Source organism: Pseudomonas sp. URMO17WK12:I12 (genome assembly GCF_000514395.1).
GTDB classification, from domain to species: domain Bacteria; phylum Pseudomonadota; class Gammaproteobacteria; order Pseudomonadales; family Pseudomonadaceae; genus Aquipseudomonas; species Aquipseudomonas mucoides.
The window spans coordinates 159,738-183,707 of record NZ_AZVV01000017.1 but is presented as its reverse complement, the minus strand read 5'-3'; the positions used below and the strand labels follow the sequence as shown (position 1 = coordinate 183,707).

The following is a 23,970-nucleotide window of genomic DNA, read 5'->3' as shown; positions in this document are numbered from 1 at the left end:
GCTTGACCATATAACACCCAAGCAATTTGCGTCGAAAGGCCAGATTGCGGTGTGTGAAGACGATACAAAGTCGAAAATTCGAAACGAAACACACAAATCTATTGCATACCCATTCGCTGGAGCGTGATCTCGCAAGAGAAAACGACCTGGCTACCGAATTTCTTGACGACCATAGAGCATTGGAACCACCTGATCCCATCCCGAACTCAGCAGTGAAACGATGCATCGCCGATGGTAGTGTGGGGTTTCCCCATGTGAGAGTAGGTCATCGTCAAGATTAAATTCCGAAACCCCTATCTGCGTATGCAGGTAGGGGTTTTGTTTTGCCCGCTGGAAAGTGCCATCACCGACCGTCATTTAGGCCCTCAAGGGCAACCGTTAGAGGAAATCGCACTAAAGCAACCGCGCAGTTTTTGGTATGGTGCAGCTCGTTTTTTTTACGGACTGATTTCAAGCCTACGGATCGGCACCCGTCTTTCGTCACAGAGTTGCTGCAGAAATGCCCGAACCGATACCGATCAAGGACCACGAAAAAGAGACGCGCCTCGTCAATAAAAGACTGATGGCTTGCGGCTTGTTCGTCGTCGCTATTACCTGCGCGCTGGTGGTGCGCATGTACGTCTTGCAAGTGGTCGAATTCGACTACCACTCGACCATCTCCGAAAACAACCGCGTCCACGTCTTGCCGATCACGCCCACCCGTGGGTTGATCTACGACCGCAATGGTGTGGTTCTGGCGGATAACCGGCCGAGCTTCAACCTGACCATCACCCGCGAACGCACTTCGGATGTCAAAGAAGAGCTGGATGAGGTGGTCAACCTCCTGCACCTGCCGATAGAAGATCGAACGTTGTTCGACAAGGCCATGAAGCAGGCCCGTCATCCGTTCGTGCCGGTCACGCTGTTCTATGAACTGAGCGAGGAGCAGATCGCTGTATTGGCGGTCAACGAGTACCGCCTGCCAGGGATCGATGTCGAGCCTCAGTTCGTGCGTCACTACCCGATGGGAGCGCACTTCGCGCATTCGATCGGCTATGTCGGTCGTATCAACGAGAAAGAATCCAAAGCCCTGGACAACGTGGAATACCGCGGCACTCAATCCATCGGCAAAACCGGCATCGAAAAATTCTATGAGTCCGAGTTGCATGGCCATGTCGGTTACGAAGAAGTCGAAACCAATGCCCAAGGCCGCGTGCTGCGCGTGCTCAAGCACACCGATCCGGTCCCCGGTAAAAACATCGTCCTGAGCCTGGACGTCAAACTTCAGGAAGCCGCCGAAGAAGCCTTGGGTGATCGTCGTGGGTCGGTCGTTGCACTCGACCCATCGACCGGTGAAGTGCTGGCCATGGTCAGCAAGCCAAGCTTCGACCCGAACCTGTTCGTCACCGGGATCAGCTTCAAGGAATACGCGGCGCTGCATGACTCCATCGACCGCCCGCTGTTCAACCGCGTGCTGCGCGGCCTCTACGCGCCGGGATCGACCATCAAGCCTGAGGTGGCCATCGCCGGCCTCGATGCCGGTGTCGTCACCCCACAGACCCGTGTCTTCGATCCGGGTTACTACCAGCTCCCGGATTTCGACCACAAATACCGTAACTGGAACCACAGCGGCGACGGCTGGGTGGACATGGATGCCGCGATCATGCGCTCCAACGACACCTACTTCTACGACCTCGCCCATAAGCTGGGCATCGACCGCCTGCACGACTACATGGCGATGTTCGGCCTCGGGGAGAAAGTCTCGCTGGACATGTTCGAAGAGTCTGCCGGTTTGATGCCGTCTCAAGCCTGGAAGCGCGCCACACGTCGTCAGGCCTGGTTTCCTGGTGAGACGGTGATCCTCGGCATTGGCCAGGGCTACATGCAGGTCACTCCGCTGCAATTGGCCCAGGCCACCGCGCTGATCGCGAATAAGGGGGTGTGGAATCGACCGCACCTGGCCAAGACCGTGGATGGCGTCGCGCCGGTGGATGAGCACCCGATGCCGAACATCCTGCTCAAGAATCCGCATGACTGGGAACAGGTCAATCACGGCATGCAGATGGTGATGCACGATGCTCGCGGGATTGCCCGGGCGGCTGCGATCGGGGCTCAATACCGGATTGCCGGCAAGAGTGGTACCGCGCAAGTTGTTGCGATCAAGCAGGGCGAGCGCTACAACCGGGCGAAAACCCTGGAGCGTAACCGCGATAACGCCTTGTTCGTTGGCTTCGCTCCGGCTGAGCACCCGAAGATCGTCATCTCGGTGATGATCGAAAACGGCGAGGCCGGTGGTCGCGTCGCCGGTCCGGTGGTGCGGCAGATCATGGACGCCTGGCTACTTGATCAGGACGGTCATCTCAAGCCGCAATACGCCGCCCCGAGCAAAGCGCCAGGTGATCCTCACGTGTAAGTCGTTACTTCGCAATCACAAGCGCCATAAGGCACTTGCCATCGCCCTGACGTTAACGTAAAGATTGCGGCAGGGCGCTGAACTTGAAAAAGCGCAGGGCGGACCGATTCGGAGCGCTTGATGACGCTAATAAAAACAACACCACCGAAACTGCACCGCGAAGCCCGGCTGGCCCGGGAAAGACTCCACCTGGAGGGCGAAGTCCCCGATGGCGTTTTGCGCGCGGAAATCGATGCGTCCTGGCGGCGCAGCCTCAGTCATGGCGTGCACTTCAATGGCAAGCACGAACTGGCGCTGGAATCGAGCGCCAGCCTCGATGTGCTGCTGTCGAGCAACCGACTGCTGATCGACGCGGCATTGCCAGCGATTGATTACCTGGCTGAACGCCAAGGCAAGGAAGGCCTGATCATCCTCGCCAATTCCGACGCCACCATCCTCGCTGTCGAAGGGCGTGCCGACCGCCTCAAGGGCAGCGGCTTGCAAGACATTACGTTAGGCGCCTGCTGGAGCGAAGCCGCTCGCGGCACTAACGCTCTGGGCACTGCACTGGTCGAAGCCCGGCCGACGATGATCGATTGCGGCGAACATTACCTCGATCGCCTGACGGATTTTTCCTGCACCTCGGTGCCGATCCACTGCCCTCAAGGCGACATTCTCGGCGTGCTCGACCTGACCCGAGAAGGCCCGCTCGGCCGCGTCCATGACAGCACCGCGTTGCTGGCGATGGCGGTCAGCCAGATTGAAAGCCGCGTGTTCAACGCCAGTTATCCCGACGAAATCGTCCTGGCCTTCCACAGTCGCCGCCAATACCTCGAATCGCCTTGGCAAGGCTTGTTGGCGGTGAGCCTCGGCGGTCAGATCCTCGCGGTCAGTGCCCAGGCCTGTCAGTTGCTCCATGCCGAGCGCTCGGCGCTGGTCGGTCGACGTTGCGAAGAATTCCTCGGCGTCGATGGCCTGCAACTGTTATCGCGTTTGCACCAGGGCGGCGTCGGCAGCCTGCAAACCGCCAAGGGCGAATTCTTCTACAAAACCCTGCGCGCGCCGCAGCGGTCAATCAATGTCAGTACCCCAACGCGCACGACCGCCAAAACCACGAAACCCCAGCCGGACCTGGAGTCCCTGGCCGGTAGCAACGTGCGTTATGCCCGCGCCCTGCGCATGGCCCGGCAAGGCTTGGCCAATGAGTTGCCAGTGTTGCTGCTTGGTGAAACCGGCACCGGTAAAGAAGTCATCGCCCGCGCCCTGCACATGGCCGGAACCCGTCGTGACAAGCCCTTTATCGCGGTGAACTGTGCGGCCATTCCCGAAGGCCTGATCGAATCGGAACTGTTCGGCTACCGCGAAGGCGCCTTCACCGGCTCCCGTCGTGGCGGCATGATCGGTCGTCTGCAACAGGCCCACGGCGGCACCTTGTTCCTCGATGAAATCGGCGACATGCCGCTGGCCTTGCAAGCGCGTTTGCTGCGGGTGCTGCAAGACCGCAAAGTCGCGCCGCTGGGTGCCGGCGAAGAACAGGACATCGACGTCGCGCTGATCTGCGCCACGCACCGCGACCTCAAGCGTCTGGTGGAAGAAAAGCACTTTCGCGAAGACCTGTTCTACCGGGTCAACGGCATCAGCGTGATGCTCCCGGCCCTGCGCGAACGCGACGATTTCAGTGCACTGGTCGGGCGATTGCTGACCAGGCTAGATGCACCAACCGTCGTCCTGCATGACGATTTGAACCGACTGCTTAGCGGCTATCACTGGCCGGGCAACATCCGCCAATTGGAGATGGTGTTGCGCACCGCGCTGGCCATGCGCGAGCCGGGGGAGGGCGTCCTCACCCTCGACCACTTGCCCGACAGCATGCTCGACGAATTGACCGCCACCGAACGCCCTCAGTCCGGCAGCATTCGTGAAAATGAACTGGAACTGATTCGTCAGTCCCTGGACACGCACCAGGGTAACGTCTCGGCCGCCGCCGACGCGTTGGGCATCAGTCGCGCGACCCTGTATCGCAAGCTCAAACAGTTGCGTTCGTGATGCAGCGCCTGATCGTCCGGCTGATTGACAGCCAGAACCCCGAAGCCCTGCAAGCGGCATTGCGCTGGCTCTACAGCTTCGTGCGCCCCCATCGCTTGGCCATCGCCGGGCTGCTCGGTTTGTCGGTGTGTGCCTCGCTGCTGGTGTTGGTGCAACCCTGGTTGACCAAGCTACTGATCGACGATGGCCTGCTGGCGCGCAACTTTGCGATGCTGGTGTTGATTGCCGGGTTGATGATCGTCGCCGGGCTGCTCGGCACGGCGCTGTCGGGCATCAACCGCTACTTGCACACGCGGTTGTCCGGGCGGATTTTGTTTGCGCTGCGCGATGATCTTTATCGGCATTTGCAGACGCTCTCTCCGAGCTTTTACGGTCAGCGGCGGATTGGCGACCTGATGTCGCGCCTCGATGGCGACGTCGCGGAGATTCAGCGCTTTGCCGTGGACTCGCTGTTTTCGGCGGTATCGAGTGTGATCGGTCTGGTCTGCGCGGTGGCGATGCTGCTGACCCTGTCCTGGAAACTCTCGTTGTTAGCATTGGTGCTGATCCCCCTCGACGTGCTCTGGCTGCGCTGGATGCGGCGCAAGGTCGAGCGCGATGTGCGGCAATTGCGCGAGCGCTCGGCGGACATGTCCTCGTTCATGGTCGAGACACTGCCGGTGATGAAATTCATCCAGTCCGCCGGCCAGCAACAGCGTGAAGCACGGCGTCTGGAAACGCTGGGTCAGGGCTACATGAGCCAATTGCTGCGCCTGCAAGTCACCGAGTTTTTTACCCAGGCCGTACCGGGAACACTGACGTCGTTGTCCCGGGCCTGTGCGTTTTTGATTGGCGGGTACTGGGTGGTGCAGGGGACCTGGCAGTTGGGCGCCTTGATCGCGTTTTCTACTTATCTGGGCATGGCCGTCGGGCCGGTTCAGAGCCTGCTCGGGCTCTACGTCGCCATTCAACGGATGACCGTCAGTCTTGGGCGCGTGATGGAATTGCGCGGCGAAGAGCCGACCGTCCTGACGCCGGTTCAGCCACAACCCATGCCGACTTCGGGTGACCTGCGATTCGACGATGTGCACTTCAGTCATCCCGGTCGCCCGACCACCTTGCGCGGTATCGAAGCGCGCATTCCCTACGGATTGAAAGTCGCTCTCAGCGGCGGCTCCGGGGTCGGTAAATCAACCCTGATCGACCTGTTGCAACGCCATCATGATCCGCAGTCCGGCCGCGTATTGCTGGGGGAGGTCGACCTGCGGGAGCTGGATCTGTTCCAGTTGCGCCAGCGGATTGCCGTGGTCAGTCAGGACATCGTGTTGTTTCGCGGCAGCCTCGCTGACAACCTCGCTTATGCCGTACCGCACGCCAGTCGCGAGGCGATTGCCGAAGTCGCGCGACTGGCGCAACTCGACAGCCTGATCGAGTCGTTGCCCGAAGGCCTCGACAGTCCGTTGGGCGAGCGCGGCCAGCAGCTGTCGGGCGGGCAGAAACAACGCATCGCCATTGCCCGGGCACTCTTGCAGGACCCGCTGATTCTGGTGCTCGACGAAGCCACCTCGGCAGTGGATGAAGCCACTGAGCGCGAAGTGATCGAGGCCATCGACCGACTGTTTGCCGGACGTACACGCATCCTGATCAGCCATCGCCCCTCCACCTTGGCCGATGCCGATCTGCGTTTTGAATTGCTCGACGGCGTGCTCACCTCAAAAACGGTGCTGCATGAAGCCTGAACTGCGCATCGGTGTGGTCGACAGTGGGCATTCGGCGGCGCAACGGGTGCAAGTCGTCGCGGGTCGGCGCTTCTCGTTGCTGAACGATGGACTGGCCGAAAGCGAGTTGCGCGACGATCCGCTGGGCCATGGCAGCGCAGTGATTGAAGCCATCGGCCGGCGGGCACCTTCAGCGGTGTTTTGCGTGGGGCAGGTGTTTGATCAGCGCGGCGTCACTAGCGCCTTGCAGATCGCCAGCGCTATTGACTGGCTGGTGGCGCAGGACGTTCGGCTGATCAATTTGAGCCTCGGCTTGCGACAGGATCGCAGCCTGTTGCGCGAAGCCTGCGCAGCGGCGGTGGCACGCGGGGTTCTACTCTGCGCCTCTAGTCCCGCGCAAGGCGAGGGCGTGTTCCCGGCCAATTATCCGCAGGTGCTGCGCGTTACCGGCGACGCCCGTTGCACCGAACAGCAATGGTCGTGGCTCAACAGCGCGCAAGCGGATTTCGCCGCGTGTGTGCATGGGACCTATCCAGGACAATCCGGCGCCAGTCTGGGGTGTGCGGCGTTGAGCGGGCACATCGGCGCTTTTCTGGTCGAACATCCTGAGGCGAGCAACCAGCAAGTGGTCGAATGGCTGCGCGAGCATGCGCGTTATCGCGGCCCTGAACGGCGCTTCGGCCCATGATCGTGATACTCGGCGCCGGGCCAGCAGGGGCGGCGGTGGCCCTGGGGTTACGGCGGCTCGGTTATCCCGTGACGCTGGTCAGCGAGTGGCGCCGGTTTGCCGCGCTGGAAGGTGTTTCGGTGCGAGTGCTGGACGCACTGCGCGGCGCGGGCCTGCATCAGGCGCTGGCGGAAGCGGCGTTGCCTTCCCAGCGGCAGGTGTCGTGGAACGGTCAGCAGCATGCGCAGAACATTGAATTCCTGTTGGACCGTCCCGTCTTTGACCGAGGCTTGCGCGAAGACCTGCGCCTGGCAGGAGTCGAGGTGATCGAAGGTCGGATGCTGACGGTTCAGACCAACGCTACGGCGCATCGAATCGAGATCGAAGGGCGTGAAGCGCTGGTCGCGGACTTTCTGGTGGACGCCCGAGGGCGTCAGGCACCTGCGCTTGGTAAAGGCCTGAGAGGGCCGGAGACGGTCAGCCTGCTCAATCGCTGGCAGGCCACGCCGGGCAGCACCGCCAGCGCAGTGGAAAGCCTGGAGGATGGCTGGGCGTGGATGGCGCGGCGGGCTGATGGTCAGTGCTATTGGCAGTGGACGGTGGACGTGGCCAGCGCCAACCTGCCGGGCAAGGCGCAGTTGCTCGACTATTGTCGGCAGCGGCGCCAGGGCTCGGCGCTGGCTCAGGCTTTTTTCGGTGCCTCGCCGGAAATCGACCTGCAGTTGCATGCCCGCAGCAGCACAGCGATCCTCAGTCCGCAGGTGTGCGGTCCGAACTGGATTCGGGTTGGGGATGCAGCGATGGCGGTTGACCCGCTGTCGGGCAACGGGATTTTTCAATCGCTGTCCTCAGCGCTGCAGGCGCCAACGGTGATCAACACGCTGTTGCGAAAACCCGAGCGAACGGCCTTGGCACAGCGTTTTCATCGGCAGCGGGTGGAACAGCTGTTTTTGCGCTTTGCGCGGATCGGTCGTGACTTTTACGCCGATGAACAGCGATGGCGGGACCAACCATTCTGGCAGGCGCGGCGGCAGTGGCCGGATGCTCAGGTGGCCCATGCCGAGGCAGATTTTGCCGCGTTGAGGATTGAGCGGGCGCCGGTGTTGAATGAGGGGTTTGTCGATGAAGCCGAGGTGGTGATCACGGCGGATCAGCCGTTGGGGATCTGGCATGTGCAAGGGGTTGAAGTGGCGCCGTTGGTGCGGCGGTTGCGTACTGAGCCGGCGGAACAGGTGTTGGCGGGGTTGACGGTGGAGCAGGGGCGGGTGGTTCGGGGGTGGTTGTTGGCTCAAGGCTTCAAACCCCGGGATTTGTAGGGGCCCTCTCGGACGCCATCGCGGTCAAGCCCGGCTCTTACAGAGGATTTGTGATCAACACAGAACCAATGTAGGAGCCGGGCTTGCCCGCGATGGCGGCCTAAAAAACGCCGCAAATCAGAGCTTGATCAACACCGACTTCAACTCGGTGTAATGCTCAATCGCCGCATACCCCATCTCCCGCCCGACCCCCGACATCTTGTACCCACCAAACGGCAACGCCGGGTCCAGGGCGCTGTGGCAGTTGACCCACACCGACCCCGATTTGATCCGCGGAATCATCCGGTGCACCGCCGCCAGATCATTCGACCAGATACTCGCCCCGAGCCCATAAGGACTGTCATTGGCCATGCGCAACGCATCGGCTTCGTCGTCGAACGGAATCGCCACCAGCACCGGACCAAATATCTCTTCCTGCACCAGCGAATGCTTCTGATCGACGTCGACAATCACCGTCGGCTTGACGAAAAACCCCGGGCCGAATTGCTCGCCACCGCAGGCGATGGTCGCGCCACTTTCCCGGCCCTTTTCGATGTACCCATAAACCCGTTCCTGCTGGCGCGCCGAAATCAACGGACCCATCTCGACGCTTGGGTCCAGGCCGTTGCCGAGCTTCATGGCATTAGCAATACCGGCGATGTCCGCCACCACATTGTCGAAATGCTTGCGTTGCACGTACAGGCGCGAACCTGCGCAGCAGACCTGGCCCTGGTTGAAGAAGATCGCGCTGGCGGCACCCGCGGCGGCGCTCGGCAGGTCGGCGTCGCCCATGACGATGGTCGGTGATTTTCCGCCCAGCTCCAGGGTCACGCGGGTCATGGAGTCCATGGCGATCTTGCCTATCTGCTTGCCCACGGCAGTCGAGCCGGTGAAGGTCAGCTTGTCCACCAGCGGGTTGTGCGTCAGCGCGGAACCGGCGGTGATGCCGGTGCCGGTAACCACGTTGAACACGCCTTCGGGGTAACCGGCTTCGAGGACCAGCTCAGCGAGTTTCAGCGCGGTCAGCGGGGTTTCATCGGCGGGTTTGAGCACCACCGTGCAACCGGTGGCGAGGGCCGGGCCGAGCTTCCAGCAGGCCAGTAGCAGCGGGAAGTTCCAGGCGACGATGGCGCCGACCACGCCCACCGCTTCGCGACGGATAAAACTGTGGAATTGATCGTTGGGCATCAGCGGCAACGACACCTCAACGCTGGAACCTTCAATCTTGGTCGCCCAACCGGCCATGTAGCGCAGGAAATCGATGGCCAGTTGCACGTCCATCACTTGGGCGACCGCCGCGCTTTTACCGTTGTTCAGGCATTCCAGTTGCGCCAGCAGCTCGGCATCGCGCTGCATCAGGTCGGCGAGTTTCCACAACAGATTCTGCCGTTCGCGTGGGCGGGTGCGGGTCCAGGCCGAATCATCGAAAGCCTGACGCGCGGCCAACACCGCGCGGTCGACATCCTCCGGCGTGGCCCGTGGCACCACGCACAACACTTCACCGGTGGCCGGGTTGTGCAGGGGCATGGTCTGGCCATCGGCGGCCTCGACCCATTCCCCGCCGATCAACATGCGCGGGGCACGCTGGATAAATGCGGAGGTGGCGGGAAGCACATTAGGGAGCGTCATGGCGAAGCCTCTTATTGTTCGTGAGAACAGGGCTTTCGCAATGGTTGTGCCAAGTCGCCGGGAGGTCAGGCCAACGTTGATTAGCCGGACGCCAATGGAGGGTGGTGAAGGTTATGCCATGTAGCCGCAGGCTTCGCCAGCGGCTACAAAAATTGCGTTGCCATCGGCATTTCTTCTCCCGTCGGCATAGCGGGCGGTAGCGATTTTTTCGCAAATTGCGACACCCGCTGAGACGACGAGCAACCGGGGTGCGACCTTGAGTGCCCCCGTGTTGGGGTCTAGAATTTTCAGGCTCGGTGGGTGAAATGACGGAACATTTCCCCGGCCACACATCTCGCACAAGGGGGGTTGTGATGAACCTTTCAACCCTGGAGATTCAAAGCATCATTGAACGGAGTTTTCTACCTTCGGTATGCACCTGCAGCATGGCACCGGATCAGTCGTTGACGATCCGGGTCTGCAATTGCATGACCGGCAAAGTGGACCTGGTGGTGAGTCACGTTCCCGTCTGGGAGCTGGACACCGCCCACGCGATTGCGACGCTGGTGGGGCAGATGCAGCAACAGATCAACGCACACAAAGACGTCCACCCAACGTTCTTGAGCTGAACCGGCGTCAGCCGCACCACCGCGTGTGGTGCGGCCTGCGTTGAGGTGTTCATGAGGGGATTATGCTAGAAATCTCCTCGAACGTGCTGCTATCCACGGCCGCTAGTAGCGTCCGGTCATCCTTGAGCGTGGCCAGAAAGGTCACTTCGGTTTCCTTGCCGGCCAGCATGAACCCGGCAATTGCGCCGATGGGTCCCAGCAGCATGGCGCCCGCCACGCCGAACCCGATGGCATCCTTGATGTTGTTGATCGACTCCTCGTTGGCGACTTCCACACGCTTGAACGCTGAAATCGGGAGGGTGAGGCCGGGCCATGGATGAAGCGATGTCCTGAGGGTGAAAACGCCGTCCCTGTACTCTCCATCACCCTGCAGAAAGTCCCCCGCCAAGACAGTGATGCTTGCCATTTTTTATCCCCTTGCTGGCAATCGGTGAACAACTATTTCGCGCCGGCCTACCCGTGCCGTCAATCGTTGGGCGATGAGCTGTTCCCGCTGGGCATCTATGCTTGTCTCAGACTGCAACACCTGTCGCGATATTAGACGCAGGCGCTCTCCTTCAACGGCTGTTCCAGGCCCTTGATTGCACGCAACTGATTGATAAAAAACAACATCGGCAAGCTGGCACGCTCCGTGTATTGCTCATCGCAGACGTTTCTCTTGCCTCCGTCAGCGGTTCGCCGCCGGCGGCAGAAACCATAAAAACGATAAGCCACAACAATAAGAACGCACCGTGCGAGGTTCGACGTTGATGAAGAGAAAACTCCGATCAGGCCTGAGCGCCAGCCTGCTGGCCGTGGCCGCTTGCGTGGCGCTGCATTCGCCCGACAGCCTGGCAGCCCGCGACGCCCAGACCATCCTCAAGGAAACGTGTCAGGGCTGTCACACCCCTGAAGCCAATAACACCCTCAGCCGCATCAGCCACCAGCGCAAGACCCCGGAAGGCTGGTTGATGAGCATCGCCCGGATGCAAACCATGCACGGTTTGCAGATCAGCGATGACGACCGCCGCACCCTCGTCAAGTACCTGGCCGACACCCAGGGCCTGGCACCGAGCGAGACCGATGGCGTGCGTTATGCGCTGGAGCGTCGACTCAATACCGTCGAAAAATTCGACGACCAGACCAGCCAGATGTGTGGCCGCTGCCACTCCGGTGCGCGGGTCGCCCTGCAACGCCGTCCGGCCCAGGAATGGGAACGCCTGGTGAACTTCCACCTCGGCCAATGGCCGTCCCTCGAATACCAGGCCCTGGCCCGCGACCGCGACTGGTTCGACATTGCCCGCAAAGACATGGTGCCGATGTTGGCCAAGCGTTATCCGCTGGACAACCCGGCCTGGAAAAAATGGCAGAGCGCCGCGCCGAAAAGCGATGCCCTGGTGGGCGACTGGAGTTTCAGCGGCCACTTGCCAGGCAAGGGTGAATTGGCCGGCGTGATGAGCGTCACGGCCGATGGCAGCGATACCTTCAAGGTTGGCGTCAAAGGCCAATACGCTGACGGGAGCCCGTTCAATGGCGACGGCAGCGCGATTCTCTACACCGGCTACGAATGGCGCGGCAACGTGACCATCGACGGCGTGACCATGCGTCAGGTATTCGCCGCCCAAGGCAATGCGATGCAGGGCCGGATGTTCGAGGCCGAGCACGACGAGCGCGGTCTGGACTTCGTCGCCGCCAAGCAGGGTTCCAGCCGTTTGCTGGCGGTACAGCCGGGTTATCTGAAGACTGGCAGTGAAACGGAAGTGACGCTGGTCGGCAGCGGTCTCACCGGCAAACCGAATTTCGGCAAAGGCGTGGAAGTGGTCGAAATCGTCGAGCAGAGCCCTGAGCGGATCAAGGTCAAGCTCAAGGCCGCCGCCAATGCCCAACCAGGCGTGCGTGCAGTCACCGTCGGCACACTGAAAGGCCCGAGCCTGTCGGTCTACAGCTCCATCGCCGAAGTCAAAGTGGTGCCGGAATTCTCGGTGGCGCGGATCGGCGAGGGCGGTGGTTCGACGCCGAAAGTCCAGGGCCGCTTCGACGCCGAAGCCTGGGGCAAAGGCGCTGACGGCAAGCTGTATCGCATCGGCGTGTTCCCGGCGCAGTGGAAGGTCGAGGCCTTCGATGACCGCGCCAAGGAAGACGAAGACGTCAAGTTCGCTGGCACCATGCAGGCGGACAGCGGCGTGTTCACACCGGGCGATGCCGGGCCGAACCCGCAACGCAAGATGTCCACCAACAATGCCGGCAACCTCAAGGTGATCGCCGCCGTCGACGATGCAGGGAAATCCCTGACCGGCGAAGGCCACATGATCGTCACCGTGCAACGCTGGAACAATCCACCCATTCCATGAGTTGGCTGATTCCTACGGCTTCAGACACTTTTTCGGAATGACCGCAGGCCCCGTCAAACGGGGTTTGCACAGGAGGTTGCAATGGGCGCTATTTTGAATCTGGTCGAACGGAACCTGCACGAAGTGCACGTCGATGCCGACCGCATGCTGTTTCACATCCCCAGCAGTTCGCTGTTCGCCAGCGACGAACTGACCGGCACCATCATCGATACCTTGCGCGGTCCCGGCTGTTCGTCGGACGACCTGATCCAGCGCTTGTCCTCCCGCTTCAACGGCGAGGAAATCACCGAGACCTTGCGTGAGTTGATGTCCCTGGAACTGGTCAGCGACGGCTCGCCACTGACCCCGGACATCGGCACCAAACGGGTCGAGCGTACCGCGATCAATACCGTGGTGCTCAACGTCAACACCGGCTGCAACTTGAGCTGCACCTACTGCTACAAGGAAGACCTCGACAAGCCGTCGGCGGGCAAGAAAATGGACGTCGAAACGGCGGTCGCGTCGGTGGAAATGCTGCTGCGCGAATCCCCGGATGAAGAGCGTTTCACCGTGGTGTTCTTCGGTGGCGAGCCGTTGAGCAACCGCAAACTGATCGAGTACATGGTCGACTATTGCGAGAAGCGTTTCCGCGAGGCCGGCAAGTTCGTCGAGTTCGTCATGACCACCAACGCCACGCTGCTCACTGAAGAAACCGTGGACTACCTCAATGCCCACCGTTTCGGGCTGTCGGTGAGCATCGACGGGCCTAAAACCGTGCACGACCGCAACCGTATCACCGTGGGCGGGCAGGGCACGTATGACGTGGTACGGCGCAAGGCGGAGATGCTGTTGTCGCGCTACAACAGCCGTCCGGTGGGCGCGCGGGTCACGTTGACCACCGGCGTCACCGACGTCGAAACCATCTGGGATCACCTGTTCAATGAACTGGGTTTTGCCGAAGTCGGGTTTGCCCCGGTGACCTCTGGCGACATCAGCACCTTCAACCTGTCCAGCGACGAGTTGATCGAAGTTTTCGCCAGCATGAAGAGGCTGGGTCGGCGTTACCTGGAAGCGGCGCTGGAACACCGCAACATCGGTTTTTCCAACCTGCACCAATTGATCACCGACATCCACGAAGGCCACAAAAAAGCCCTGCCGTGCGGCGCGGGCCTGAAGATGCTGGCGGTGGATCACAAAGGCGAACTGAACCTGTGTCATCGCTTTACCGGTTCGTCACTGCCGACCTTCGGCAACGTGCACAGCGGCGTCAAACAGGTGGAGTTGAACGACTTCCTGTCCCAACGCCTCGACCGCACCAACACCGGTTGCGAGGACTGCCAGATCCGCAACCTGTGCTCCGGCGGCTGCTACCACGAAAGCTACGCCCGGTACGGCGACCCGACCCACCCGACCTATCACTACTGCGAACTGATGCGTGACTGGGTCGACTTCGGCATCGAGGTCTACACCCGGATCATGGCCCATAACCCTGCGTTTATCAGCAGCTACATCACTCCGCGCAAGGCTCACTGATATGAAACATCTCAAGGCAATCAATAACAAAGCGCTGAAACTGGACGAGGCTGCGGCCGAAAACCGCATCGAAGAAGTGGTGGCCATGAGCTCTGTGGCGGGCTGCGCCTCGACCACCGACCCGGGTTGGGAGATCGATGCGTTTGGCGGGGTGTCGTCGCTGTGCCAGCCGATGGAAGCCGACTTGTATGGCTGTTCCGACCCGTGCTGGTGGCCGGCCCAGGTGCCCGACATGATGAGCACCTATCCGGACTGGAACAAGGATGCCCAGGCGTCCAACGAAAACTGGCGCAACCTCGGCACTGTCTTCCCCAAAGACAAGTGATCAGATAAGAAGAAGGATTCCAGCATGCACAGCATCAAAGCCTGCGGCCTGGCCGCATTCGCCGTCCTGAGCACGTGTTCGCTCAACGTTCTGGCCGATGAAAATGCAGCACTGCAAGACGGTCACGAGTACATGTTGACCACCAACTACCCGAACAACCTGAACGTGATCGACCTGGCCACCGACACGCTGTTCAAGACCTGCAAGATGCCCGACGCCTTTGGCCCCGGCACCGTGCAACTGTCGCCGGACCGCAAGACCGCCTATGTGTTGAACAACCACTACGCCGATGTCTACGGCGTCGAGCTGGACAATTGCAAGCAGGTGTTCCACGCCAGCATCACCCAGAAACCGGGGGAGAAAGCGAAGTCGATGTTCGCCTTCACCCTCAGCCACGACGGCAAGGAACTGTTTGCCATTGCCAACCCGACATTGATGCTCAATGACCGCTACGAAGTGCAGCAGCCGCGGCTCGATGTGTACAAGACTGACGCCGGCATGGACGCCAAACCGGTGCGCAGTTTCCCGGCGCCGCGGCAACTGACCATCATGCAAAGCGGCGACGACGGCACGCTGTACGTGGCCGGGGCGGACGTCTACAAGGTCAATGTGAACACCGGCAAGTTCGACGTGCTGATTCCCAGTCGTCACTGGAAACGCCCGAACTACAGCGCGCCGGACGTGCTCTACGTATGGAACCAGCAGACGTATCGCCATGATTTCTCGCTGCTCTATACCACCGCGAAATTCAAGGACAAGAAGCAGGACCCGTTGACCGCTGAATACCTCTACGGGCTGTTCAGCATTGACCTGAAAACCGGCAAGACCGAAACCACCGACTTCGGTCCCCTGACGGAAATCTACTTCAGCGGCATGCGCTCGCCGAAGGACCCGAACCTGATGTTCGGGGTGCTCAACCGCTTGGCCAAGTACGACATCAAGGAAAAGAAAATGCTTCAGTCGGCGACGCTGGATCATTCCTACTACTGCATTTCCTTCAACAAGGACGGCAGCAAGATCTACCTGGCCGGGACGTTTAACGACGTGGCGATTTTTGATGCCGACAGCTTGAAGCAGATTGGCAGCATCAAAATGCCGGGTGGGGATATGGCGATCACCACGGCGCAGATATTTGTCCGGTAATAGCGGCGCCTGACCGGCCGCCATCGCGAGCACTCACTCCTACAGGGGATCTGCGGTGCAACACAGATCCCCTGTAGGAGTGAGCCTGCTCGCGATGAGGCCCTCAAAAATACTGCCAAATCAACCCCCCGGAACCGGACACCCCACATCCCCCTCCTGACACTTAAGATAATTCCTGAACGTCTGAACCCGCGCCTTGGTCAAGTCGGTGGTGCAACTGCTATAGATCAACGGATACACACTGCCCCCTTCCACCCCCGAAGCCGAAAACTTGCACTCGGCATCCCGAAACGCAACCCACGCCCGTTGCGCGCCCACCAACAACTTCTTGCGCTCGGGCTCAGCTTTCAGACGCGTGGTGATTTGCTGATACAGCGCATTCAACTCCTTGTCGGCCGCCGCATTCTGCTGCGCGGCGCATTGGTTCATCGTGGCCTGGTCGGTGGCGTTGTCGCAATCCACGGCGAACGCCATCGAAGTGAACAACACTGGCGCCAGTGCCAGGAAAAAGCGTGAGTACATGGCGGAAACTCGCTGTGGCAGAGGAAATTGCGAGGCAGTTTAGCGAATCACTATGAACCTGCGCCGACAGAACACGCCTTGCTGTCCGCAACCGTCTCGCCCGCAAACCCGAACTTATGCGCACAAAAATGGCCGAATATCCCGAGCATGGTTGATCGCGACAAGCGATTGGTCCAATTTTAGGGTTGGTCTTGTGGTTGTTACTGACCTACTGTTCAGTACAGGAGGTGACTTATGAACCCAGCATCAGATCGCATCGAAAGGAAAATCCTGCTCAAGGCGAAGCGTTCGCACGTCTGGCGTGTGCTGGCCAATGCCGAAGCGTTTGGGCAGTGGTTTGGCGTTGCGCTGGACGGCAAGCGTTTCGTCGCCGGTGAGTGGACCCAGGGGCAGATCACCTATCCCGGGTATGAGCACTTGCTGTGGAATGTGCTGGTGGAGCGGGTCGAGCCCGAGCGGGTGTTTTCGTTTCGTTGGCACCCGTATGCAGTTGAACCGGATGTCGACTATTCCCAGGAACCCACTACTTTGGTGAAATTCGAGCTTGAAGACATGGATGAAGGCACCTTGTTGAAGGTCACCGAATCCGGTTTCGATCATGTTCCCCAAGCGCGAAGGCTCAAGGCGTTCCGTAAGGACAGCCGCGGCTGGGATGAGCAGATGAACAACATCGAACAGTTTCTGACCAAAAGCGCCAAAGCCCACGAGCGTGAAGGTGGTTAAAGCTACAGCCCCCTGAATTCGAGGCCTCCAGCCATTAAACCTGAGGCGTCTAAGGGTTTTCGGAAGGGTGGGTATAGCGAATGTCTTACACGCGATGGTAGCTATGTCGTCTATCGCAGATTGGATCCGACACGTAATCTAACTCCATCAACTGAAGCACAGGAAGCGCTTCAGGATCACGGATGATCGACCATCAGCAAGGATTGGCTACCGACAGGGAGTCGACAATGGTCTTGGGAAAAACCCGCTTCGGCGGGTTTTTTTTTGCCTGTCGAAAAGTCCGGCAGCGCTTAGAGCCTGGCCGCTGCCCGTTCGGTGATTTGCGTGCGCAGCTCAAGCGAGGCGGCTGCCCGGCGTTGCGCTTCAGCCAGAACACTCGATGGTGCCGCTTCAGGGCTGCCCGACTGGAACGGCGGTGCCGGGGCATATTCCAACTGCAACTGCACCAGCTGCGCGGTGTCCTTGTCGAACAGTTCCGCCGCCAGGGTCAGGGCAAAGTCGATCCCTGCGGTAATCCCGCCACCGGTCAGCAGATTGCCGTCGCGCACCACCCGGTCCTTCACCGGGATCGCGCCCAGTGGCTTGAGCAGTTCGTGATAGGCCCAATGCGTCGTCGCCCGCTTGCCCTTGAGCAACCCTGCGGCGCCGAGCACCAGCGCACCGGTGCAGACCGACGTGACATACCGCGCGGTGGCGGCTTGCGCCTTGATGAACGCCAGCGTTTCTTCATCTTCCATCAACGGCCCGACGCCACCGCCGCCGGGAACGCAGATCACATCCAGCGCCGGGCAATCGTCGAACGTCACGGTCGGTTTCAGCACCAGGCCAGTGCTCGCGGTAATCGGCACCAGGTCCTTCCAGATCAAATGCACCTTCACGTCCGGCAGTGAGGCCAACACATCGTAAGGGCCGGTCAGGTCCAGTTGCTGAACCTGGGGAAACAACAGAAAACCGATCTGCAACGTCATGGCGTATTTCTCCTGAAGTGGGTGGACGTCTTCACTGTAGGCTCGTAGGATTTGGCGTATCCGCCAATCACCCCACGAATTACGCCAACATGCCGAAAATCATTCACGTACTCGCGTTTGCCAATGTGCAACTGCTCGACGTCACCGGGCCCTTGCAGGTTTTCGCCTCGGCCAACGACATGGCTCGCCAGAAAGGATTGCCGCCGCCCTATGCGCCGACAGTGATTGCCAGCGGCGGCGGGGCGGTAATATCGTCGGCGGGCTTGGGGCTATTGGCCGAGCCGTTGCCCGAGGGCGAAAGCGACACGCTGGTGATTGCCGGTGGCTGGGGCGTTTACGCGGCGGCGGAAGACCCGGCGCTGGTGGCCTGGGTGCGCGAACATGCGGCAGCTTGCCGGCGGGTTTCATCCGTGTGCACCGGGGCGTTTTTGCTGGCTGCCAGCGGCTGGCTGGATGGCCGGCGAGTGGTCACGCACTGGACGCGTTGCGAGCAGTTGGCGCAGAAGCATCCGCGCCTCCACGTCGAGCCCAATCCGATCTTCATCAACGACGGCCCGGTCTGGACCTCGGCCGGGGTCACGGCTGGCATCGACCTCGCCCTGGCCATGGTCGAAGAGGACCTCGGCCGCAACATGGCGCTGGAAGTCGCCCAGCAACTGGTGGTGTTCCTCAAGCGTCCGGGCGGGCAGTCACAGTTCAGCGTGACCTTGTCCTTACAGAAAGAAGGCGACCGGTTCGACGAACTTCACGTCTGGATCAGTGAAAACCTGACCAAGGACCTCGGCATTCCCACCCTGGCGTTGCAGGCGGGCATGAGCGAACGCAGTTTTGTCCGCCACTACCGCGCCGACACCGGGCAAACTCCGGCGCGCGCCATTGAATTAATCCGGGTCGAAACGGCGCGACGGTTGCTCAGCGACACCGGTGTACCGATCAAGCGGGTGGCGGTGCAATGCGGATTTGGCAGCGAAGAAACGCTTCGGCGCAGTTTTCTAAGGGCCATGGGCGTGACACCACAGGCGTATCGCGAGCGGTTTTCGGTCAGTGGGCCCGCTCTCTATCAGGCTTCCACTTCCGCCACCTGATTAAAATACTTTGACCGATCCGGCGTAAACGTCACCACCATCCCGGTCCGGGAGCATTCCAACGCCCGCTCTTCAGCCAAATCAACATCCAGATCCTCCCCGCGCAAACCCTGCCACTGCGCCAGGTATTTGAGAGATCCGTACTTTTCGAGTTTTTTCAGGCTGCGACTGACACCCCCCTTCCAGCCCAGAACCGGTAGCTCTCCGGCAAGGCTGCGTTGGGCGAGGTTGGGGAAACGGGCGGCGCGTTGACGGCCGATTTCCCAGCATTTGATCAGGCCTTTGTCCGGGCCTTCCCACAGTTCGTCGCGGTTCAGGCCGGAGCGAAGGGGAGAGTCGATGCTGCGGTGGATACGCTGGCTCATTCAGGTTCCTTGAATTCGGGTTTTGTTGGACAGCTCCGCTGTACCCGTTGTTGCTGGATGTTAGGGGGGGATGTAACGACTGGCAACAAGGTATTTCAGGCTGTAGGAATGGGAGGTGCCGGGGTGAAAGGGGAATGTTTGTTCAATTTTTGTAGGAGGTTTGGCCTGAAAGCCCACAAATGCTCGCCAACGTTGGGTTGGTAGGTTCTGGGAGTGTGTTTAAGCCTGGTGTGAGTGAGCTTCGTTCCTACAAGCGGCAGCGCAAAACGGGAAATTTCTGACGGACTTTGTCGGCTAGTGATGTTGTGGCTGATGGCTACGCCTCAGTCTCAAGGCTGCCAAAAACTCTTCTCCCCACTCAATTTCCGATCCAGAAAACTCGCCGCACTGATCAACGCCAGATGTGTCAGTGCTTGCGGCGTATTCCCCAGATGCCGCGCATGATTGTCCAGCTCTTCGGCATACAGGTCGAGCGGGTTGGCATACCTCAGCAACTGTTCAAACTCCAGATGGGCTTTTTCCACCTGACCGGCCCGCGCCAGGCATTCGACGTACCAGAATGAGCACGCGGCGAACGCGCCTTCGGTGCCGTCGAGGCCGTCGATGCGGGTGTCGTCGTTGCGATAGCGATAGACCATGCCGTCGCGCACCAGGTTTTTTTCGATGGCTTGGAGGGTGGCGAGCCAGCGCGGGTCCTTGGCGCTGACGAAGCGTACCAGCGGCATCAGCAACATCGAGCCGTCGAGGGCGGTGCCGCCGATGTACTGGACGAAATGTCCGCGTTCTTCGTTCCAGAAGTTTCCCCAGATGTCAGCGTAGATAGCCTGGCGCATCTGGTCCCAACGGGCGAACGGGGCGGGCAGTGAGCGTTTCGAGGCCAGGCGAATGGCGCGGTCCAGTGCGACCCAGCACATCAGTCGCGAGTGCAGGAAGTGATGCTGCTCGCCACGCATTTCCCAGATACCGACGTCTGCCTGCTGCCAGGTTTCGCACACCTGATCGACCACTTCCACGGTATGTTTCCAGCCTTCATGGGAGATCGCCTCGCCATATTTGTTGACCAGGTAGATCGCGTCCATCAACTCGCCGAAGATGTCGAGCTGGATCTGATCGCAGGCACCGTTGCCGATGCGCACTGGTGTCGCGCCGCCATGTCCGGACAGGTGCGTCAGTTCGACCTCCGGCAGTTCCTGTCGACCGTCCATGGCATAGAGAATGTTGAGCTTCTTCGACTGGCCATGACAGTCGCTGACCCGCCCGCGCAGCCAGCGCATGTAGTCGTTGGCTTCCTGGACGAACCCCAGGCGCATGAACGCGTAGACGGTAAACGATGCGTCGCGGATCCAGGTGTAGCGATAATCCCAATTGCGCTCGCCGCCCGGAGTTTCCGGCAGGCCGAAGGTGGCGGCGGCGAGAATCGCGCCGTGTTTGCGTGATGTCAGCAGCTTCAGGGCGAGGGCCGAGCGGTTGACCATTTCCCGCCAGCGGCCGCGATAGTTGGACTGGCCAATCCAGTCGCGCCAGAACTTCAGGGTGCGTTGCAGGCACAGGTCGGCGGCACCCTCCTTGAAGCGCGGATCGTCGAGTCCACCGAGCAGGAACTGTGCACTCTCATCTTGCTTCAGGGTGAATTCGGCCACCGCTGCATCACCATCAACCTGCAACCCCTGATCCGAAGACAGGCGCATGGACGGTTGATCGGCGGCCTCGAACGTCACGTCTTTTTTATCCATCCGCGCGCGCGTCCTGGCGCGAGCGTAGTCATGACGCACGGCGCAGCGCATGTGAAACGTCGCCTCACCGCTGACCACCCGAACCCTGCGCATCAACAGCGGCAGATCGTCCTCGGTGTCACCGATAGGCAGCAGGTCGGTGATTTCGACCACCGCGCGATCACTCAGCCAACGGGTTTGCAGCACGTTGGTGTCCGGCAGGTAAATCTGCTCGCGGCGGGCGTCGGGCAAGTCCGGCGACAACTGGAAGATACCCGCCTGGGGCGTATCGAGCAGCGAGCAGAAAATCGACGGGCTGTCGAATTCCGGCCAGCAGAAAAAGTCCACGCTGCCCTTGTCGTTGACCAGTGCGGCGCTGCGCATGTCGCCGATGATGCCGTGGGCGTCGATGGCGCTTTGTCGTTCGTGAAGTAGCGGCTGGAGAGAAATCGGCATGACGGTTAGCGCCTTGCGGTGAGGGCCTACCTAGCTGACTGGTTTTTGGGGGCAGGAGTTCATTTGCTGGAATGATGTGGTGATTGTTCTGACCCCTTCGCGAGCAGGCTCGCTCCCACAGGGTTTTGCGTCGTAGACACATCCAATGTGGGAGCGAGCCTGCTCGCGAAGGGGCCTTCACATTCCACCAACAATTGGGCGCTTTCCCCTCAATCAGCCTTATGGCAATTTGCAGTCCCTTGTCGAGACCCGCATCCCATGGCCAACCCTTACCGCGATCTGTTCAAAGCCCCCGGCAGCCGAGCCTTCGTGCTGGCCGGCATGATCGCGCGCATGCCGATTTCCATGACCGGCATCGGCCTGATCACCATGCTCTCGCAACTGCAGGGTGGTTACGGACTGGCCGGTGCCGTGGCGGCAACCTTTGCCTTGGCCACAGCTTTTTGCGCGCCGCAGGTCTCACGATTGGTCGACCGCTATGGCCAACGCCGGATCTTGCCGATTTCGGCGCTGATCGGCGGCGGGGCGTTGTTGCTGGTGTTGCTGTGCACCCGTTTACAGGCGCCGCACTGGACGTTGTTCGTGTTCGCCGCGTTGGCCGGTTGCATGCCCAGCATGTCGGCGATGGTGCGGGCACGCTGGACCGAGGTCTATCGCGGCCAGCCCGAACTGCAAACCGCCTATGCCCTGGAGTCGGTGCTGGACGAGGTCTGCTTTATCGTCGGGCCGCCAGTGTCGGTGGGCTTGTGCGTGGTGGCGTTCCCCGAGGCCGGGCCGCTCGCGGCGTTGTTGATGCTGGCGATTGGTGTCACGGCATTCGTCCTGCAACGCGACACTGAGCCGGCCATTCATCCCCATGAAGAACACCATCAAGGCTCGATCATTCGTTCCGTCGAGATTCAGTTGCTGATGTTGTTGATGGTCGCCATGGGCACCATTGTTGGCGTGGTCGATGTGGTCAGCGTGGCGTTCGCCCAGCAGCAGGGCCAACCGGCGGCGGCGAGCATTGTGTTGTCGGTGTATGCGATTGGTTCATGCATGGCCGGGCTGGCGTTCGGGGCCTTGCGTTCGAAGGTGCCGTTGCCGCGATTGTTCCTGTACGGCGGGGTGGCGACAGCGTTGACGACGCTGCCGTTGTTGCTGGCGAGCAACATTCTCGGGTTGTCGTTGGCGGTGTTTGTGGCCGGGCTGTTTTTTGCGCCGACCTTGATCGTCGCCATGGCCCTGGTGGAGCGCATCGTGCCACCGGCCAAGCTGACGGAAGGCCTGACCTGGCTGGTGACCGGGTTGAGTATTGGCGTGGCGATTGGTGCGGCGAGTTCGGGGTGGCTGGTGGATGCGTTCGGCGCGCGCAGCGGGTTTTGGGTGGCGATAGCTGCCGGCCTGGTGGTCCTCATTTCCGCTGTCCAAAGCTTCCGCCACTTGAAATAAAGTCCCCCTGTAGGCGTGAGCCTGCTCGCGATAGCGGTGTAACCGTCACCATCTGAATTGACTGACATACCGCTATCGCGAGCAGGCTCACTCCTACAAGGGGATGTGTACGACTAATTCTCCGCGGCGCTCATCCGTTCTCTTGATAGACAACTTTTCGAGGTGAGCCCGGTGACCCAGCTGACATTGCTGTGCCTGCCCTATTCAGGCGCGAGCGCCATGGTTTACAGCCGCTGGCGGCGCAAACTGCCGGAGTGGCTCACACTGCAACCGGTGGAACTGCCCGGCCGTGGCGCACGGTTCGGCGAGCCGTTGCACACCGACATGCGGCGCCTGGCGCTGCAACTCGCGCAAGAACACATCGCCACGCTGAAAACCCCTTACGCGATTTTCGGCCATAGTCTGGGTGCCTTGCTCGCCTGTGAAATGGCCCATGCGTTGCGCTCGCTGGGCGGTCCGGAGCCGGTGGCGCTGTTCGCTTCAGGCACCGCTGCGCCGACGATGCGTGCGGACTACGATCGCGGTTTTGCCGAGCCGAAAACCGATGCCGAGCTGATCGAGCAATTGCGTACGCTCAATGGCACCCGCGAAGAAGTGTTGGCCAACGAAGAACTGATGAGCCTGACGCTGCCGGTCCTGCGCGCGGACTTCCTGCTGTGCGGACGCTTCGAACCACAGCAGCGCCCCTTGCTCAACTGCCCGGTGCACGTGCTCGGCGGCAAGGCTGATCGCGCGACCACGGAACAGCTGATCGGCTGGAGCAAGGAAACCCACGGCAGTTTTTCCGTGGACATGCTTGGCGGTGGTCACTTCTTCATCCATGAGCACGAGGCCAAGGTGCTGCGGGTGATCAAGGATCAGCTCGAGATCCACCATCGCCGGCATGCCATGGCCGCCAGCGCCTGACACAACCAACCCCTGTAGGAGTGAGCCTGCTCGCGATGGCGTCGGTACATTCAACAGGGATGTGACTGACTGACAGACCGCTATCGCGAGCAAGCTCACTCCTGCATTGGACTTTCGCCAACCCGACACTCCGCGTTCTGTCTCCTTCCTGATACTTATTCTCATTCGTTAATTTTTCC

General features: G+C 60.6%; 20 protein-coding genes and 1 rRNA gene. 15 read left to right on the top strand and 6 right to left on the bottom strand.

Going from position 1 to position 23,970, the window contains the following annotated elements; translation table 11 throughout:
* Nucleotides 1-161 precede the first annotated feature (161 nt).
* From rrf to D882_RS0123565, 6 genes are all read left to right on the top strand, one after another.
* Nucleotides 162-277, top strand: a 5S ribosomal RNA gene (gene rrf, locus D882_RS0123590).
* Nucleotides 278-499: 222 nt separating this feature from the next.
* A complete protein-coding gene (gene mrdA, locus D882_RS0123585) occupies nucleotides 500-2,392 on the top strand; it encodes a penicillin-binding protein 2 (protein ID WP_027925520.1) in 1,893 nt (630 codons plus the stop codon).
* A gap of 120 nt (nucleotides 2,393-2,512) precedes the next feature.
* Nucleotides 2,513-4,417, top strand: coding sequence for a sigma-54-dependent Fis family transcriptional regulator (locus D882_RS0123580; protein ID WP_027925519.1), 1,905 nt, complete (start codon nucleotides 2,513-2,515; stop codon nucleotides 4,415-4,417).
* The gene (locus D882_RS0123575) at nucleotides 4,417-6,135 is read left to right on the top strand and encodes an ABC transporter ATP-binding protein (protein ID WP_027925518.1); all 1,719 of its coding nucleotides are present in this window, start codon (nucleotides 4,417-4,419) and stop codon (nucleotides 6,133-6,135) included. The genes D882_RS0123580 and D882_RS0123575 overlap by 1 nt, the downstream gene beginning before the upstream one ends.
* Nucleotides 6,125-6,802 carry a S8 family serine peptidase gene (locus D882_RS0123570; protein WP_027925517.1) on the top strand — a complete coding sequence of 226 codons (678 nt, stop codon included), beginning with the start codon at nucleotides 6,125-6,127 and terminating at the stop codon, nucleotides 6,800-6,802. The genes D882_RS0123575 and D882_RS0123570 overlap by 11 nt, the downstream gene beginning before the upstream one ends.
* Nucleotides 6,799-8,097 carry a tryptophan 7-halogenase gene (locus D882_RS0123565; RefSeq protein ID WP_027925516.1) on the top strand — a complete coding sequence of 433 codons (1,299 nt, stop codon included), beginning with the start codon at nucleotides 6,799-6,801 and terminating at the stop codon, nucleotides 8,095-8,097. The genes D882_RS0123570 and D882_RS0123565 overlap by 4 nt, the downstream gene beginning before the upstream one ends.
* A gap of 117 nt (nucleotides 8,098-8,214) precedes the next feature.
* On the opposite strand, the gene D882_RS0123560 is transcribed toward D882_RS0123565, so the two are convergent.
* Nucleotides 8,215-9,705 (bottom strand): aldehyde dehydrogenase, encoded by a 1,491-nt coding sequence (locus D882_RS0123560; protein WP_027925515.1) that lies wholly within the window; start codon nucleotides 9,703-9,705, stop codon nucleotides 8,215-8,217.
* A gap of 353 nt (nucleotides 9,706-10,058) precedes the next feature.
* Here D882_RS0123560 and D882_RS0123555 point away from each other — a divergent pair, with 353 nt between their 5' ends.
* A complete protein-coding gene (locus D882_RS0123555; protein WP_027925514.1) occupies nucleotides 10,059-10,313 on the top strand; it encodes a DUF1652 domain-containing protein in 255 nt (84 codons plus the stop codon).
* A 49-nt stretch (nucleotides 10,314-10,362) separates the two neighbouring features.
* On the opposite strand, the gene D882_RS0123550 is transcribed toward D882_RS0123555, so the two are convergent.
* Nucleotides 10,363-10,719, bottom strand: a complete 357-nt coding sequence (locus tag D882_RS0123550) for a hypothetical protein (protein WP_027925513.1) — start codon at nucleotides 10,717-10,719, stop codon at nucleotides 10,363-10,365.
* 343 nt (nucleotides 10,720-11,062) lie between these two features.
* Between D882_RS0123550 and peaA the strand changes: the two genes are divergently transcribed.
* From peaA to peaD, 4 genes are all read left to right on the top strand, one after another.
* Nucleotides 11,063-12,643 (top strand): quinohemoprotein amine dehydrogenase subunit alpha, encoded by a 1,581-nt coding sequence (peaA, locus tag D882_RS0123540; RefSeq protein ID WP_027925512.1) that lies wholly within the window; start codon nucleotides 11,063-11,065, stop codon nucleotides 12,641-12,643.
* Nucleotides 12,644-12,724: 81 nt separating this feature from the next.
* On the top strand, nucleotides 12,725-14,155 hold the full coding sequence (gene peaB, locus D882_RS0123535; RefSeq protein ID WP_027925511.1) for a quinohemoprotein amine dehydrogenase maturation protein: 1,431 nt from the start codon (nucleotides 12,725-12,727) through the stop codon (nucleotides 14,153-14,155).
* Between the two features lies 1 nt (nucleotide 14,156).
* Nucleotides 14,157-14,480, top strand: coding sequence for a quinohemoprotein amine dehydrogenase subunit gamma (qhpC, locus tag D882_RS0123530; protein WP_008145336.1), 324 nt, complete (start codon nucleotides 14,157-14,159; stop codon nucleotides 14,478-14,480).
* Between the two features lie 24 nt (nucleotides 14,481-14,504).
* Nucleotides 14,505-15,623: a quinohemoprotein amine dehydrogenase subunit beta gene (peaD, locus tag D882_RS0123525; protein ID WP_027925510.1), complete on the top strand. Its 1,119-nt coding sequence runs from the start codon at nucleotides 14,505-14,507 to the stop codon at nucleotides 15,621-15,623.
* Between the two features lie 120 nt (nucleotides 15,624-15,743).
* Here the strand turns inward: peaD and D882_RS0123520 are convergent, their stop codons facing one another.
* A complete protein-coding gene (locus tag D882_RS0123520) occupies nucleotides 15,744-16,145 on the bottom strand; it encodes a lysozyme inhibitor LprI family protein (RefSeq protein ID WP_027925509.1) in 402 nt (133 codons plus the stop codon).
* A 234-nt stretch (nucleotides 16,146-16,379) separates the two neighbouring features.
* Here D882_RS0123520 and D882_RS0123515 point away from each other — a divergent pair, with 234 nt between their 5' ends.
* Nucleotides 16,380-16,868: an SRPBCC family protein gene (locus D882_RS0123515; protein ID WP_027925508.1), complete on the top strand. Its 489-nt coding sequence runs from the start codon at nucleotides 16,380-16,382 to the stop codon at nucleotides 16,866-16,868.
* A 290-nt stretch (nucleotides 16,869-17,158) separates the two neighbouring features.
* Here the strand turns inward: D882_RS0123515 and inhA are convergent, their stop codons facing one another.
* Complete coding sequence (gene inhA / locus D882_RS0123510) at nucleotides 17,159-17,836, bottom strand: isonitrile hydratase (protein ID WP_027925507.1); 678 nt, start codon at nucleotides 17,834-17,836, stop codon at nucleotides 17,159-17,161.
* 89 nt (nucleotides 17,837-17,925) lie between these two features.
* Here inhA and D882_RS0123505 point away from each other — a divergent pair, with 89 nt between their 5' ends.
* Complete coding sequence (locus D882_RS0123505) at nucleotides 17,926-18,921, top strand: GlxA family transcriptional regulator (protein ID WP_027925506.1); 996 nt, start codon at nucleotides 17,926-17,928, stop codon at nucleotides 18,919-18,921.
* Here D882_RS0123505 and D882_RS0123500 read toward each other — a convergent pair.
* Complete coding sequence (locus D882_RS0123500; RefSeq protein WP_027925505.1) at nucleotides 18,897-19,286, bottom strand: hypothetical protein; 390 nt, start codon at nucleotides 19,284-19,286, stop codon at nucleotides 18,897-18,899. The genes D882_RS0123505 and D882_RS0123500 overlap by 25 nt on opposite strands.
* A gap of 329 nt (nucleotides 19,287-19,615) precedes the next feature.
* Nucleotides 19,616-21,454 carry a glycoside hydrolase family 15 protein gene (locus tag D882_RS0123495; RefSeq protein WP_027925504.1) on the bottom strand — a complete coding sequence of 613 codons (1,839 nt, stop codon included), beginning with the start codon at nucleotides 21,452-21,454 and terminating at the stop codon, nucleotides 19,616-19,618.
* A 258-nt stretch (nucleotides 21,455-21,712) separates the two neighbouring features.
* On the opposite strand from D882_RS0123495, the gene D882_RS0123490 reads away from it, so the two are divergent.
* Entirely contained in the window at nucleotides 21,713-22,885 is a 1,173-nt protein-coding gene (locus tag D882_RS0123490; protein ID WP_027925503.1) for an MFS transporter, read from the top strand.
* Nucleotides 22,886-23,056: 171 nt separating this feature from the next.
* On the top strand, nucleotides 23,057-23,791 hold the full coding sequence (locus D882_RS0123485) for a thioesterase II family protein (protein WP_027925502.1): 735 nt from the start codon (nucleotides 23,057-23,059) through the stop codon (nucleotides 23,789-23,791).
* Nucleotides 23,792-23,970: the final 179 nt, after the last annotated feature.

What these genes read in the sequence shown, in the direction of transcription:
- D882_RS0123500 (WP_027925505.1), bottom strand. Translation starts at nt 19,286, where the DNA reads ATGAGCCAGCGTATCCACCGCAGCATCGACTCTCCCCTTCGCTCCGGC.
- qhpC (WP_008145336.1), top strand. Translation starts at nt 14,157, where the DNA reads ATGAAACATCTCAAGGCAATCAATAACAAAGCGCTGAAACTGGACGAG.
- D882_RS0123565 (WP_027925516.1), top strand. Translation starts at nt 6,799, where the DNA reads ATGATCGTGATACTCGGCGCCGGGCCAGCAGGGGCGGCGGTGGCCCTG.
- D882_RS0123520 (WP_027925509.1), bottom strand. Translation starts at nt 16,145, where the DNA reads ATGTACTCACGCTTTTTCCTGGCACTGGCGCCAGTGTTGTTCACTTCG.
- D882_RS0123505 (WP_027925506.1), top strand. Translation starts at nt 17,926, where the DNA reads ATGCCGAAAATCATTCACGTACTCGCGTTTGCCAATGTGCAACTGCTC.
- peaB (WP_027925511.1), top strand. Translation starts at nt 12,725, where the DNA reads ATGGGCGCTATTTTGAATCTGGTCGAACGGAACCTGCACGAAGTGCAC.
- D882_RS0123515 (WP_027925508.1), top strand. Translation starts at nt 16,380, where the DNA reads ATGAACCCAGCATCAGATCGCATCGAAAGGAAAATCCTGCTCAAGGCG.
- mrdA (WP_027925520.1), top strand. Translation starts at nt 500, where the DNA reads ATGCCCGAACCGATACCGATCAAGGACCACGAAAAAGAGACGCGCCTC.
- D882_RS0123570 (WP_027925517.1), top strand. Translation starts at nt 6,125, where the DNA reads ATGAAGCCTGAACTGCGCATCGGTGTGGTCGACAGTGGGCATTCGGCG.
- D882_RS0123560 (WP_027925515.1), bottom strand. Translation starts at nt 9,705, where the DNA reads ATGACGCTCCCTAATGTGCTTCCCGCCACCTCCGCATTTATCCAGCGT.
- D882_RS0123495 (WP_027925504.1), bottom strand. Translation starts at nt 21,454, where the DNA reads ATGCCGATTTCTCTCCAGCCGCTACTTCACGAACGACAAAGCGCCATC.
- D882_RS0123580 (WP_027925519.1), top strand. Translation starts at nt 2,513, where the DNA reads ATGACGCTAATAAAAACAACACCACCGAAACTGCACCGCGAAGCCCGG.
- D882_RS0123550 (WP_027925513.1), bottom strand. Translation starts at nt 10,719, where the DNA reads ATGGCAAGCATCACTGTCTTGGCGGGGGACTTTCTGCAGGGTGATGGA.
- D882_RS0123490 (WP_027925503.1), top strand. Translation starts at nt 21,713, where the DNA reads ATGGCCAACCCTTACCGCGATCTGTTCAAAGCCCCCGGCAGCCGAGCC.
- peaA (WP_027925512.1), top strand. Translation starts at nt 11,063, where the DNA reads ATGAAGAGAAAACTCCGATCAGGCCTGAGCGCCAGCCTGCTGGCCGTG.
- peaD (WP_027925510.1), top strand. Translation starts at nt 14,505, where the DNA reads ATGCACAGCATCAAAGCCTGCGGCCTGGCCGCATTCGCCGTCCTGAGC.
- D882_RS0123555 (WP_027925514.1), top strand. Translation starts at nt 10,059, where the DNA reads ATGAACCTTTCAACCCTGGAGATTCAAAGCATCATTGAACGGAGTTTT.
- inhA (WP_027925507.1), bottom strand. Translation starts at nt 17,836, where the DNA reads ATGACGTTGCAGATCGGTTTTCTGTTGTTTCCCCAGGTTCAGCAACTG.
- D882_RS0123575 (WP_027925518.1), top strand. Translation starts at nt 4,417, where the DNA reads ATGCAGCGCCTGATCGTCCGGCTGATTGACAGCCAGAACCCCGAAGCC.